We start from the raw sequence: 13,910 nt of genomic DNA, 5'->3' as shown, positions 1-13,910 counted from the left end.
GTCGGTGTTGGACGATTCGCGGGTAAATCGGGGCGCCTAACCGCCGCTCCGATTTACCCGCTGACATCAGGCGCCGACGATGGCGCGGATGTCCTGCGCCAGTTCACGCACTCGCGCTTCTTGCGTATCCCACGAGCACATGAACCGCGCCCCACCGCTGCCGATGAAGGTGTAGAAGCGCCAACCCTTGGCGCGCAGCGCTTCCAATGCGGCTTCCGGCATTTGCAGGAACACGCCATTGGCCTGCACCGGGAACATCAGCTCCACGCCCGGCAGGTCGCTCACCAGCGAGGCCAGAAGTTGCGCGCAGTGGTTGGCGTGGCGGCCATAGCGCAGCCAGGCGCCGTCTTCGAGCAGCCCGACCCAGGGCGCGGAGAGAAAGCGCATCTTCGACGCCAGCTGGCCCGCCTGTTTGCAGCGGTAATCGAAGTCATCGGCCAGGGCGCGATTGAAGAACAGGATCGCCTCGCCCACGGCCATACCGTTCTTGGTGCCGCCGAAGCACAGCACATCCACCCCGGCCTTCCAGGTCAGCTCCGCCGGAGTGCAGCCCAGGGACGCACAGGCGTTGGAAAAGCGGGCGCCGTCCATGTGCAGGTTCAGCCCCAGCTCCTTGCAGGTGGCGCTGATCGCCCGCAGCTCGTCGGGGTTGTACACCGTGCCCACTTCGGTGGCCTGGGTGATGGTTACCACGCGTGGCTTGGGGTAGTGGATGTCCTGGCGCTTGAGCGCGACTTCGCGGATCGATTCGGGCGTCAGCTTGCCGTCTACACTGCGTGCGGTGAGCAGCTTGGAGCCGTTGGAGAAGAACTCCGGCGCACCGCACTCGTCGGTCTCGACGTGGGCGGTCTCGGAGCAGATGACGCTGTGGTAGCTCTGGCACAGGGAGGCCAGGGCCAGGGAGTTGGCGGCGGTGCCGTTGAAGGCGAAGAACACCTCGCAGTCGGTTTCGAACAGCTCGCGGAAGTACTCGGCGGCGCGTTCGGTCCATTGATCGTCGCCATAGGCACGCTCGTGGCCCCGGTTGGCTTTTTCCATCGCGGCCCAGGCTTCGGGGCAGATGCCGGAATAGTTGTCGCTGGCGAATTGTTGGCTGTTATCAGTCATGACACCTGTCCTTTTTACGACGCAGATCCGCACTCTAAACCATCGATTCAGCGGTTGCCTATACAAGGTCTGTGCGAGCTACTCCATGTATTGATCTTGCTGGCTTCTTCGCGGGTAAACCCGCTCCCACAGGGATTGCACAGCCCCTGTGGGAGCGGGTTTACCCGCGAAGGGGCCCGCACAGGCACCAGGCAGATGCGAATGTCGTAAACGCGCCATTGCAAGGCGTGCGCAGGCATCTGAGTCGCCCTCGCCGGTCATACCATCGCCACAAAGGGCCACAGTGCCTCAAGACAAGAAACGATCGCTGCCGGGAGAAACAAGATGTTCAGCAAGCAAGACCAGATCCAGGGTTACGACGACGCACTGCTGGCGGCGATGAATGCCGAAGAACAGCGCCAGGAAGATCACATCGAGCTGATCGCCTCGGAGAACTACACCAGCAAGCGCGTCATGCAGGCCCAGGGCAGCGGCCTGACCAACAAATACGCCGAAGGCTACCCAGGCAAGCGCTACTACGGTGGCTGCGAATACGTCGACAAGGTCGAGGCGCTGGCCATCGAGCGCGCCAAGCAGCTGTTCGGCGCCGATTACGCCAACGTCCAGCCGCACTCCGGCTCTTCCGCCAACAGCGCCGTCTATCTGGCCCTGCTGCAGCCCGGCGACACCATCCTGGGCATGAGCCTGGCCCATGGCGGTCACCTGACCCACGGCGCCAAGGTGTCGTCCTCGGGCAAGCTGTACAACGCGGTCCAGTACGGCATCGACAACACCACCGGCCTGATCGACTACGACGAAGTCGAGCGCCTGGCGGTCGAGCACAAGCCGAAGATGATCGTCGCCGGTTTCTCCGCCTACTCCAAGACCCTGGACTTCCCACGTTTCCGCGCCATCGCCGACAAAGTGGGTGCACTGCTGTTCGTCGACATGGCCCACGTTGCCGGCCTGGTTGCCGCTGGCCTGTACCCGAACCCGATTCCGTTCGCCGACGTGGTCACCACCACCACCCACAAGACCCTGCGCGGTCCGCGTGGCGGCCTGATCCTGGCCAAGTCCAACGAAGAGATCGAGAAGAAGCTCAACGCTGCCGTCTTCCCGGGCGCCCAGGGCGGCCCGCTGATGCACGTGATCGCCGCCAAGGCCGTGTGCTTCAAGGAAGCGCTGGAGCCTGAATTCAAGACCTATCAGAAGCAGGTCATCGCCAACGCCCAGGCCATGGCCAAGGTGTTCATCGACCGCGGCTACGACGTGGTTTCCGGCGGCACCGACAACCACCTGTTCCTGGTCAGCCTGATCCGTCAGGGCCTGACCGGCAAAGACGCCGACGCCGCCCTGGGTCGCGCCCATATCACCGTCAACAAGAACGCCGTACCTAACGACCCGCAGTCGCCGTTCGTTACCTCGGGCCTGCGCATCGGTACTCCGGCCGTCACCACCCGTGGCTTCAAGGAAGCCCAGTGCGTGGCCCTGGCTGGCTGGATCTGCGATGTGCTGGACAACCTGGGTGATGCCGACGTCGAAGCCGACGTTGCCAAGAACGTCGCCGCCCTGTGCGCGGATTTCCCGGTCTACCGCTGAGTGGAGTAACCAACCATGCAACGCTATTCGGGCTTCGGCCTTTTCAAACACTCCCTCAGCCACCACGAGAACTGGCAGCGCATGTGGCGCACGCCGACGCCGAAGAAGGTGTACGACGTGGTCATCGTCGGCGGTGGCGGCCATGGCCTGGCCACGGCCTACTACCTGGCCAAGGAGCACGGCATCACCAACGTCGCGGTGATCGAGAAGGGTTACCTGGGCGGCGGCAACACCGCCCGTAACACCACCATCGTGCGTTCGAACTACCTGTGGGACGAGTCGGCCAAGCTGTACGAACACGCCATGAAGCTGTGGGAAGGCCTGTCCCAGGACATCAACTACAACGTGATGTTTTCCCAGCGTGGTGTGTACAACCTGTGCCACACCCTGCAGGACATCCGCGACTCCGAGCGTCGGGTCAACGCCAACCGCCTCAACGGCGTGGACGGTGAGCTGCTCAACACCGAGCAGGTCGCCGCCGAAATCCCGTACCTGGACTGCTCGAAGAACACCCGTTACCCGATCCTCGGCGCGACCGTCCAGCGCCGTGGCGGCGTGGCCCGTCACGATGCCGTGGCCTGGGGCTACGCCCGTGCCGCCGACGCCCTGGGCGTCGATCTCATCCAGCAGACCGAAGTGATCGGCTTCCGCAAGGAAAACGGCGCGGTCATCGGCGTGGAAACCAACAAGGGCTTCATTGGCGCCAAGCGCGTCGGCGTGGTCACCGCCGGTAACTCCGGTCACATGGCCAAGCTGGCCGGCTTCCGTCTGCCGCTGGAATCGCACCCGCTGCAGGCGCTGGTATCGGAGCCGATCAAGCCGATCATCGACAGCGTGATCATGTCCAACGCCGTGCACGGCTACATCAGCCAGTCCGACAAAGGCGACCTGGTCATCGGTGCCGGTATCGACGGCTGGGTCGGTTACGGCCAGCGCGGTTCGTACCCGATCATCGAGCACACCATGCAGGCGATCGTCGAGATGTTCCCGATCCTTTCGCGCGTGCGCATGAACCGTCAGTGGGGCGGCATCGTCGACACCTGCCCGGACGCGTGCCCGATCATCTCCAAGACCCCTGTGAAAAACCTGTTCTTCAACTGCGGCTGGGGTACCGGCGGCTTCAAGGCGACCCCAGGTTCGGGCAACGTCTTCGCCGCGAGCCTTGCCAAAGGCGAGATGCACCCATTGGCCAAGCCGTTCTCGATCGATCGCTTCTACACCGGCGCGCTGATCGACGAACACGGCGCCGCGGCCGTCGCCCACTAATCGGAGACAATTCGTCATGTTGCATATTTTCTGTCCCCACTGCGGCGAGCTGCGCTCCGAAGAAGAGTTCCACTCCTCCGGCCAGGCGCACATCGCCCGCCCGCTGGACCCTAGCGCCTGCACCGACGAGGAATGGGGTACCTACATGTTCTTCCGCGACAACCTGCGCGGTATTCACCATGAACTGTGGGACCACGTCGCCGGCTGCCGCCAGTACTTCAACGTCACGCGTAACACCGAGACCTACGAGATCCTGGAAACCTACAAGATCGGCGAGAAGCCGCAGGTCACCGCGAACAAGTTGAACCCCGCGCAGTCGGCCGTCAAAGGCCAGGGAGAAAAAGTATGAGCCAGGTCTATCGCCTCGCCAGCGGCGGTCGCATCGATCGCAGCAAGGTCCTGAACTTCACCTTCAACGGCAAAACCTACCAGGGCTATGCCGGTGACAGCCTGGCCGCTGCGCTGCTGGCCAACGGCGTCGACATCGTCGGTCGCAGCTTCAAGTACTCGCGTCCTCGCGGCATCATCGCCGCAGGCCCGGAAGAGCCGAACGCCATCCTGCAGCTGGGCTCGAGCGAAGCCACCCAGGTGCCGAACGTGCGCGCCACCCAGCAAGCCCTGTACTCGGGCCTGGTTGCCACCAGCACCAACGGCTGGCCGAACGTCAACAACGACGTCATGGGCATCCTCGGCAAGGTCGGCGGCAGCATGATGCCGCCCGGTTTCTACTACAAGACCTTCATGTATCCCAAGTCGTTCTGGATGACTTACGAGAAGTACATCCGTAAAGCGGCGGGCCTGGGCCGTGCTCCGCTGCAGAACGACCCGGACAGCTACGACTACATGAACCAGCACTGCGACGTGCTGATCGTCGGTGCCGGCCCTGCTGGCCTGGCCGCGGCCCTGGCCGCCGGTCGCAGCGGCGCCCGCGTGATCGTCGCCGATGAACAGGAAGAGTTTGGCGGTAGCCTGCTCGACACCCGCGAAACCCTCGACGGCAAGCCTGCCGCCGACTGGGTTGCCGCCGTCGTCGCCGAGCTGCAATCGCTGCCGGAAGTGACCCTGCTGCCACGCGCCACGGTCAACGGCTACCACGACCACAACTTCCTGACCATCCACGAGCGCATGACCGACCACCTCGGTGACCGCGCCCCGATCGGCCAGGTCCGCCATCGCGTCCACCGCGTGCGTGCCAAGCGTGTGGTACTGGCCACCGGTACCCACGAGCGTCCGCTGGTGTACGGCAACAACGACGTGCCAGGTAACATGCTCGCCGGCGCCATCTCGGTGTACGTGCGCCGTTACGGCGTGGCTCCGGGCCGCAAGCTGGTGCTGTCGACCAACAACGATCACGCCTATCGCACTGCCCTGGACTGGCACGACGCCGGCCTGCAGGTGGTCGCCATCGCCGACGCGCGCCACAACCCGCGCGGCTCGCTGGTCGAGGAAGCGCGCGCCAAGGGCATCCGCATCCTGACCTCCAGTGCCGTGATCGAGGCCAAGGGCACCAAGCATGTGACCGGCGCCCGCGTCGCCGCGATCGATGCCGTGGCACACAAGGTCACCAGCCCAGGTGAATGGCTCGAGTGTGACCTGATCGGCAGCTCCGGTGGCTACAGCCCGGTGGTTCACCTGGCCTCGCACCTGGGCGGTCGTCCAATCTGGCGTGACGACATCCTTGGCTTCGTACCGGGCGATGCGCCTCAGAAACGTGTCTGCGTGGGTGGCGTGAACGGCGTCTATCCGCTCGGCGACGCGATTGCCGATGGTTTCGAAGGCGGTGTTCAGGCAGCCACCGAAGCAGGCTTCAAGGCGACCGTCGGCACCCTGCCGAAAGTCGTTGCCCGCAAGGAAGAGGCCACCGTGGCGCTGTTCCAGGTGCCGCACGACAAAGGCACTGCCCGTGCGCCGAAGCAGTTCGTCGACCAGCAGAACGACGTCACCGCGGCCGCCATCGAACTGGCCACCCGCGAAGGCTTCGAATCGGTCGAGCACGTGAAACGCTACACCGCGCTGGGCTTCGGTACTGACCAGGGCAAACTGGGCAACATCAACGGCCTGGCCATCGCTGCGCGCTCGATGGGTATCACCATCCCGCAGATGGGTACCACCATGTTCCGCCCCAACTACACGCCGGTGACCTTCGGCGCGGTAGCGGGCCGTCACTGTGGCCACCTGTTCGAACCGGTACGCTTCACCGCGTTGCATGCCTGGCACTTGAAGAACGGCGCCGAGTTCGAAGACGTTGGCCAGTGGAAGCGTCCGTGGTACTTCCCTAAAGCCGGCGAAGACATCCATGCCGCCGTGGAGCGTGAGTGCAAGGCCGTACGTGACAGCGTGGGCCTGCTCGACGCCTCGACCCTGGGCAAGATCGACATCCAGGGCCCGGATGCGCGTGAGTTCCTCAACCGCGTGTACACCAACGCCTGGACCAAGCTCGATGTGGGCAAGGCCCGTTACGGCCTGATGTGCAAAGAAGACGGCATGGTCTTCGACGACGGCGTGACCGCCTGCGTCGGCGACAACCACTTCATCATGACCACCACCACCGGCGGCGCTGCCCGCGTGCTGCAGTGGCTGGAGCTGTACCACCAGACCGAATGGCCGGACCTGAAGGTGTACTTCACCTCCGTGACCGACCACTGGGCCACCATGACCCTGTCGGGCCCCAACAGCCGCAAGCTGCTGGCCGAACTCACCGACATCGACCTGGACAAAGAAGCCTTCCCGTTCATGAGCTGGAAGGAAGGCCTGGTCGGTGGCGTGCCGGCCCGGGTGTTCCGTATCTCGTTCACCGGTGAGCTGTCGTACGAGATCAACGTCCAGGCCAACTACGCCATGGGCGTGCTGGAGCAGATCGTCGAGGCGGGCAAGAAGTACAACCTGACCCCGTACGGCACCGAGACCATGCACGTGCTGCGCGCCGAGAAGGGTTTCATCATCGTCGGTCAGGACACCGACGGCTCGATGAACCCGGATGACCTGAACATGGGCTGGTGTGTCGGTCGCAACAAGCCGTTCTCCTGGATCGGCGCACGCGGCATGACCCGTTCGGACTGCCTGCGCGAAGACCGCAAGCAACTGGTGGGCCTCAAGCCTGTCGACCCGACCAAGTGGCTGCCCGAAGGTGCCCAGCTGGTGTTCGACCCGAACCAGCCGATCCCGATGGACATGGTCGGTCACGTCACCTCCAGCTATGCCTCCAACTCCCTGGGCTATTCGTTCGCCATGGGTGTGGTCAAAGGCGGCCTCAAGCGCATGGGCGAGCGTGTCTACTCGCCGCAGGCTGACGGCAGCGTGATCGAGGCAGAGATCGTGTCTTCGGTGTTCTTCGATCCGAAGGGTGAGCGGCAGAACGTCTAAGGCCCCCGGAAGGCAGTGCTGGATCTTGTGGGAGCGGGTTTACCCGCGAATGCGATGTTGGCCTCACCGGCCCATTCGCGGGCAAGCCCGCTTCCACAGGTTCGGCGCCGTTCGGCACAACAGAATTCAAGGCAGGTAAGAAATGAGCGTAATCAACGTCTTCCAGCAAAATCCGGGCTCCAACGCCCGGGCCGAGTCGCCACTGCACCACGCTGACCTGGCCAGCCTGGTCGGCAAGGGCCGCAAGAACGCAGGCGTGACCCTGCGCGAGCACAAGTTCCTCGGCCACCTGACAATCCGTGGCGATGGCCACGACGCCGCCTTCGCCGCAGGCGTGAAGAAGGCCCTCGGCCTGGAGCTGCCGGTCGCCCTGACCGTCGTTGCCAACGAAGAGATGTCGCTGCAGTGGGTCGGCCCGGATGAATGGCTGCTGATCGTCCCGGGCGGCCAGGAGTTCGCCATCGAGCAGAAGCTGCGCGAGGCCCTCGACGGCCAGCACATCCAGGTGGTCAACGTCAGCGGCGGGCAGACGCTGCTTGAGCTGCGCGGCCCCAACGTGCGCGACGTGCTGATGAAATCCACCAGCTATGATGTACACCCGAACAATTTCCCGGTCGGCAAGGCCGTCGGCACCGTGTTCGCCAAGTCGCAACTGGTGATCCGCCGCACCGCCGAAGACACCTGGGAATTGGTGATCCGCCGCAGCTTCTCCGATTACTGGTGGCTGTGGCTGCAGGACGCTTCGGCCGAGTACGGCCTGGCCATCGAGGCATAAAAAAGGAGAACACGCATGAGTCGGGCACCGGACACCTGGATTCTCACCGCCGACTGCCCGAGCATGCTCGGCACCGTCGACGTAGTGACGCGTTACCTCTACGAGCAGCGCTGCTACGTCACGGAGCACCACTCCTTCGACGACCGGCTCTCGGGGCGGTTCTTCATTCGTGTGGAGTTCCGCCAGCCGGACGACTTCGACGAGGCGGGCTTCCGGGCCGGCCTTGCCGAGCGCAGTGACGCCTTCGGCATGACCTTCGAGCTGACCGCGCCCAATCACCGCCCCAAGGTGGTGATCATGGTCTCCAAGGCCGACCACTGCCTGAACGACCTGCTGTATCGCCAGCGCATCGGCCAACTGGCCATGGACGTGGTGGCGGTGGTGTCCAACCACCCCGACCTCGAGCCCCTGGCGCAGTGGCACAAGATTCCTTACTACCACTTTGCCCTGGACCCCAAGGACAAACCTGCCCAGGAGCGCAAGGTGCTCCAGGTGATCGAAGAGACCGGCGCGGAGCTGGTGATTCTCGCCCGCTACATGCAGGTGCTGTCGCCCGAGCTGTGCCGGCGCCTGGATGGTTGGGCGATCAACATCCACCACTCGTTGCTGCCAGGGTTCAAGGGCGCCAAGCCTTATCACCAGGCCTACAACAAGGGCGTGAAGATGGTCGGCGCTACGGCGCACTATATCAACAACGACCTGGACGAAGGCCCGATCATCGCCCAGGGCGTGGAGGTGGTGGACCACAGTCACTACCCTGAGGACCTGATCGCCAAGGGGCGCGACATCGAGTGCCTGACCCTGGCGCGGGCGGTGGGTTACCACATCGAGCGCCGGGTGTTCCTCAACGCCAATCGCACCGTGGTGCTCTGACAGTCCTTGTTGTCTTGTTCGCGGGTAAGCCCGCTCCCACAGGTTCTGCGTAGCCTTGTGTGGGAGCGGGCTTACCCGCGAATGGATTCACCCCTTTTCACCTGCCGTTAACAGGCAATCCTCTGTCGCTTCCAGTCACTGCGACAAGTTGTATCAGGCCCACAATTCCCTGCATTCCAGTAACACATGCCGCCCACGGAAGGCGGCGCTTTCCACCGCTGCATAAATACAAATCAAGCGAGGTAAGAGCATGTCTGGTAATCGTGGAGTGGTGTATCTCGGTGCCGGTAAGGTCGAGGTGCAGAAGATTGACTACCCCAAAATGCAGGACCCACGCGGCAAGAAAATCGAGCACGGCGTGATCCTGAAGGTGGTCTCCACCAACATCTGCGGCTCCGACCAGCACATGGTCCGTGGCCGTACCACCGCCCAGGTCGGCCTGGTCCTTGGCCACGAAATCACGGGTGAAATCGTCGAGAAGGGCCGCGATGTCGAACGCATGCAGATCGGCGACCTGGTGTCGGTACCGTTCAACGTCGCCTGCGGTCGCTGCCGCTCCTGCAAAGAAATGCACACCGGTGTCTGCCTCACCGTCAACCCGGCTCGCGCCGGCGGTGCCTACGGCTACGTCGATATGGGCGACTGGACCGGCGGCCAGGCCGAATACGTCCTGGTGCCATACGCTGATTTCAACCTGCTGAAACTGCCGGAGCGCGACAAGGCCATGGAGAAGATCCGTGACCTGACCTGCCTGTCCGACATCCTGCCGACTGGTTACCACGGTGCCGTGACTGCCGGTGTAGGCCCAGGCAGCACCGTCTATGTTGCCGGTGCTGGTCCGGTCGGCCTGGCTGCCGCTGCCTCGGCGCGCCTGCTGGGCGCGGCCTGCGTCATCGTCGGTGACCTGAACCCGGCTCGCCTGGCCCACGCCAAGGCCCAGGGCTTCGAAGTGGTCGACCTGTCCAAGGACACCCCGTTGCACGAGCAGATCGTCGATATCCTCGGCGAACCGGAAGTGGACTGCGCCATCGACGCCGTCGGCTTCGAAGCCCGTGGTCATGGCCACGAAGGTGCCAAGCATGAGGCGCCGGCTACCGTCTTGAACTCCCTGATGCAGGTGACCCGCGTTGCCGGCAACATCGGTATTCCAGGCCTGTACGTGACCGAAGACCCGGGCGCGGTCGATGCCGCCGCCAAGATCGGTGCACTGAGCATCCGCTTCGGCCTGGGCTGGGCGAAATCGCACAGTTTCCACACTGGCCAGACCCCGACCATGAAGTACAACCGCCAGCTGATGCAGGCGATCATGTGGGACCGTATCAACATTGCCGAAGTGGTTGGCGTGCAGGTGATCAACCTGGACCAAGCGCCGCAAGGCTACGGCGAGTTCGATGCAGGCGTACCGAAGAAGTTCGTGATCGACCCGCACAAGATGTGGGGCGCGGCTTAACCTTCAGACTCAACGCCCCTGCGGGGGCGTTGTGCTTTAAGCGGCTTCAGTCACAAGGCCTCGGCAGGCCGATAACCGGCCTGGAACAAACCCCTGCAGCTCCAGTCCAATGCCTCGTTTCCCCGGCCATCCCGGCCGACGAGGTCCCTCCCGATGAAAGCATTCACCCTGGCAACCCTGATGACCCTGGCCGCAAGCCCGGTGTTCGCCTTCAATTTGAGCGATGCGGCCAATGCCGTGTCGGCGATGCAGAACCAGAATTCAACTCAGCAGGGGCAGGTACAGGCTCCAGCGGGCCAGGCCAATCTGCTCAATACCTTGGGCAGCCAGCTGAAGATCACCCCTGAGCAGGCCATCGGCGGCGCCGGTGCGATGCTGGGGCTGGCGCGCAACAACCTGAGCGAGGCCGACTATGGCCAGCTGACCCAGGCTGTGCCCGGTCTGGACCTGCTCTCCGGCGCTAACGCCTTGGGTGGGCTGAGCGGTCTGGGTGAGTTGCTCGGCAAGAGCAGCGAGAGCCCGTCGCCTTTGAGCAATGCATTGGGCAACGTCGAGAATCGCAGTGACCTGGATAACGCCTTCAGGCTGCTGGGCATGGATACAGGCATGATCGGCCAGTTTGCCCCGCTGATCCTTCAGTACCTGGGCCAGCAGGGCCTTGCCGGGTCGCTGCTGCAGAACCTGGGAAGCCTGTGGATGACCCCGGCGGCGCCAGCGGCCGTGCCGTCAGTTTAAGGTTTCTTCATGGGAGGGCACGGGCTGAGCCCGTGCCCTCTACCGAGGCGTTCCCTTCGCGGGTAAACCTGTTTTCACAAGGTCACCGCCAGCCCTAGTGGACCCCGTCATCCACACTCAGCAGGATCACCGCCAGCTCTGTGGGAGCGGGTTTACCCGCGAATGCGATGGCCGAGTCACCACCTTTTCGTCAGTAAGATCCGCTCCCCCAAAAGGGCAGTGGCGCGTCAGGCCGCTTCGGAGAAGTCCACCAGGCGCATCGGGCGGCGGAAGCCGGAGGTGAGCACCGCCAGGTAAGCCAGGCCCAGGGCGAACCAGCACAGGCCGATCACCAGGGTCAGCGCCGACAAGCTGGTCCACAGCCACAGGGTCAGGCCCAGGCCCACCAGCGGCACCACGCCATAGCACACCAGGCCCTTGAGGTTGCGGTGGGTGCGCTCGTTGATCAGGTGGGTGCGCACCACCGCCAGGTTGACGGCCGAGAACGCCACCAGGGCGCCGAAGCTGATCAGCGATGCCAACGTGGCCAGGTCGATCACCAGGGCCAGCAGCGAGAACGCCGACACCAGCACGATGGCGAACACCGGGGTGCCGAAGCGCGGCGACAGCTGGCCGAAGGTGCGCTGTGGCAGCACCTTGTCGCGGCCCATGGTGTAGAGAATACGCGACACTGCCGCCTGGGACGCCAGGGCCGAGCCCAGGCTGCCGGCGACGAAGGCGGCGGTGAAGAAGTTGGCCAGGAACTGGCCGCCGGCCTTGAACATCACTTCGTTGGCCGCGGCATCGGCATTGGCGAACGTGCTGCCTGGCAGCACCAGTTGGCTGATGTAGGCCAGCAGGGTGAACAGCAGGCCTGCGCCAAGGGTGGTGAGGATGATCGCGCGGGGCACGTCGCGGCGGGCATCACGGGTTTCCTCGGCCAGCGTCGAGACCGCGTCGAAGCCCAGGAACGACAGGCACAGCACCGCCGCACCGGCCATCAGGTGACCGAAGCCTGGCTGGCTGCCATCGCCCAGCAGCGGCGAGAGCAAGTCCACCGGCTGGCCTGCCAGCGACTGGTAGGACAAGGCCACGAACACCCCGATGAAGACGATCTGCGCGCCGACGATCAGGTTGCTGGCCTTGGCCACCGAATGGATACCGACCACGTTGAGCACGGTCACCAGGGCAATCGAGGCCAAGACGATGGTCCAGGCCGGAATGGCCGGGAAGGCGATGTTCAGGAAAAGACCGATGAGCAGGTAATTGATCATCGGGATGAACAGGTAGTCGAGCAGCAGCGACCAGCCGGCCAGGAAACCCACGTTGGGACCGAACGCCAGGTTGGTGTAGGAGTAGGCCGAGCCTGCCACCGGGAAGCGCTTGACCATGAAACTGTAGGACGTGGCGGTGAACAGCATCGCCAGCAGGGTCACCAGGTAGGCGCCAGCGGTGCGGCCCCCGGTGATTTCGGTGACGATTCCGTAGGTGGTGAAGATGGTCAGCGGGACCATGTACACCAGGCCGAAGAACACCAGGGCGGGCAGCCCGAGGACGCGGCGAAGTTGGGCGGGAGCTGCCTCGGCAGCGGTGCGAGGTTGTTTGGCCATCGATCGATCCAAGCATTTTTGTAGTTGTGCGTTGATCGATTTTTATCCACCTGGATAGGTGAAGACAAACAAAGAGTTGCTAATGTCGATTATAAATCTGGATTTTAATCGGCATCCTATTGGGTGCAGCCCACTGTCGGCGCGGGCTTGCGCTGCGGCAGGGCCCGCCCAGGCGACGCAGCTCTTAGCGCATTTCGGCACGCAACTGCTCGATGCGCTGGTCCTTTTCGACCCACAGCTGGTTCACCCAAGCCTGCACGGTCTGGCGGAATGCCGGATCGTTCTCGTAATCGCCAGCGCACAGCGCCGGGTCCAGTTCACGCACGCGGATGTCGATGATCACCCGGCTGATGTTGCCGCTGAGCAGATCCCAGAACCCCGGCGCCTTGTTGCCGGGGTAGACGATGGTGACGTCCAGCAGGGCGTCGAGCTGCTCGCCCAGCGCGGCCAGCACGAACGCCACGCCACCTGCCTTGGGCTTGAGCAGGTGCTGGTAGGGCGATTGCTGGGCCTGGCGCTTGGCCTCGCTGAAGCGCGTGCCTTCGAGGTAGTTGACCACGGTCACCGGTTGGCGCTTGAACAGCTCGCAGGCCGCCTTGGTGATCTCCAGGTCCTTGCCCTTGAGCTCCGGGTGCTTGTCCAGGAAGGCCTTGCTGTAGCGCTTCATGAAGGGGTAGTCCAGCGCCCACCAGGCCAGGCCCAGCAGCGGAACCCAGATCAGTTCCTTCTTGAGGAAGAACTTGAAGAACGGCACCCGGCGGTTGAGGCTCTCGATCAGGGCCGGGATGTCCACCCAGCTCTGGTGGTTGCTCACGCACAGGTAGGAGGTGTCCTGGCGCAGCTTCTCGATGCCGCGGATGTCCCAACGGGTCGGGATGCACAGGGCGAAGATCGCTTTGTCGATTTCCGACCAGGTCTCGGCGATCCACATCACCGCCCAGGAGGCATAGTCGCGGCCACGCCCCGGCAGCACCAGTTTGAGCAGGGCGAACACCATCAGCGGGCAGATCAACACCAGGGTGTTGAGCAGCAGCAGGACAGTGGTGAGGATGCCGGTGAGCAGGCGACGCATAAAGAGACTCTTGTTGTGGGATAAAAACGGTTGGCAATGATAAGTGGGGCATTGGCCTTCGCCAAATGCGCATTGGCCAATTATTGGGACAAATGTTTCACA

General features: G+C 63.7%; 11 protein-coding genes. 8 read left to right on the top strand and 3 right to left on the bottom strand.

The window, feature by feature from the left end; all coding sequences use genetic code 11:
* Positions 1-66: 66 nt before the first annotated feature.
* Positions 67-1,107, bottom strand: a complete 1,041-nt coding sequence (locus ABOA88_RS14415) for a threonine aldolase family protein (protein WP_367850642.1) — start codon at positions 1,105-1,107, stop codon at positions 67-69.
* 324 nt (positions 1,108-1,431) lie between these two features.
* On the opposite strand from ABOA88_RS14415, the gene glyA reads away from it, so the two are divergent.
* The 8 genes from glyA (at position 1,432) to ABOA88_RS14375 (ending at position 11,147) form a co-directional block, all read left to right on the top strand.
* Positions 1,432-2,685: a serine hydroxymethyltransferase gene (gene glyA / locus ABOA88_RS14410; protein WP_043211101.1), complete on the top strand. Its 1,254-nt coding sequence runs from the start codon at positions 1,432-1,434 to the stop codon at positions 2,683-2,685.
* Positions 2,686-2,700: 15 nt separating this feature from the next.
* The gene (locus ABOA88_RS14405) at positions 2,701-3,951 is read left to right on the top strand and encodes a sarcosine oxidase subunit beta family protein (RefSeq protein WP_043211104.1); all 1,251 of its coding nucleotides are present in this window, start codon (positions 2,701-2,703) and stop codon (positions 3,949-3,951) included.
* A 16-nt stretch (positions 3,952-3,967) separates the two neighbouring features.
* Entirely contained in the window at positions 3,968-4,300 is a 333-nt protein-coding gene (locus ABOA88_RS14400; RefSeq protein ID WP_043211106.1) for a sarcosine oxidase subunit delta, read from the top strand.
* Entirely contained in the window at positions 4,297-7,314 is a 3,018-nt protein-coding gene (locus tag ABOA88_RS14395; protein WP_196167884.1) for a sarcosine oxidase subunit alpha, read from the top strand. The genes ABOA88_RS14400 and ABOA88_RS14395 overlap by 4 nt, the downstream gene beginning before the upstream one ends.
* Positions 7,315-7,456: 142 nt before the next feature.
* Positions 7,457-8,089 carry a sarcosine oxidase subunit gamma gene (locus tag ABOA88_RS14390; RefSeq protein ID WP_196167883.1) on the top strand — a complete coding sequence of 211 codons (633 nt, stop codon included), beginning with the start codon at positions 7,457-7,459 and terminating at the stop codon, positions 8,087-8,089.
* 15 nt (positions 8,090-8,104) lie between these two features.
* A complete protein-coding gene (purU, locus tag ABOA88_RS14385; protein WP_043211119.1) occupies positions 8,105-8,962 on the top strand; it encodes a formyltetrahydrofolate deformylase in 858 nt (285 codons plus the stop codon).
* Between the two features lie 250 nt (positions 8,963-9,212).
* Positions 9,213-10,412, top strand: coding sequence for a formaldehyde dehydrogenase, glutathione-independent (gene fdhA / locus ABOA88_RS14380; protein WP_196143957.1), 1,200 nt, complete (start codon positions 9,213-9,215; stop codon positions 10,410-10,412).
* A 153-nt stretch (positions 10,413-10,565) separates the two neighbouring features.
* Positions 10,566-11,147: a DUF2780 domain-containing protein gene (locus tag ABOA88_RS14375; protein ID WP_196167882.1), complete on the top strand. Its 582-nt coding sequence runs from the start codon at positions 10,566-10,568 to the stop codon at positions 11,145-11,147.
* A gap of 227 nt (positions 11,148-11,374) precedes the next feature.
* Here ABOA88_RS14375 and ABOA88_RS14370 read toward each other — a convergent pair whose 3' ends face one another.
* Together ABOA88_RS14370 and ABOA88_RS14365 are read right to left on the bottom strand one after the other, a co-directional pair.
* The gene (locus ABOA88_RS14370) at positions 11,375-12,736 is read right to left on the bottom strand and encodes an APC family permease (protein ID WP_196167881.1); all 1,362 of its coding nucleotides are present in this window, start codon (positions 12,734-12,736) and stop codon (positions 11,375-11,377) included.
* Between the two features lie 184 nt (positions 12,737-12,920).
* Positions 12,921-13,808: an acyltransferase gene (locus ABOA88_RS14365; protein ID WP_196167880.1), complete on the bottom strand. Its 888-nt coding sequence runs from the start codon at positions 13,806-13,808 to the stop codon at positions 12,921-12,923.
* Positions 13,809-13,910: the final 102 nt, after the last annotated feature.

The organism is Pseudomonas sp. PKS (assembly GCF_051913525.1).
In the GTDB taxonomy this organism is placed as follows: Bacteria; Pseudomonadota; Gammaproteobacteria; order Pseudomonadales; family Pseudomonadaceae; genus Aquipseudomonas; species Aquipseudomonas guariconensis_D.
The sequence above is the reverse complement of the archived record's forward strand: the minus strand, read 5'-3'. Positions and strand labels throughout refer to the sequence as shown.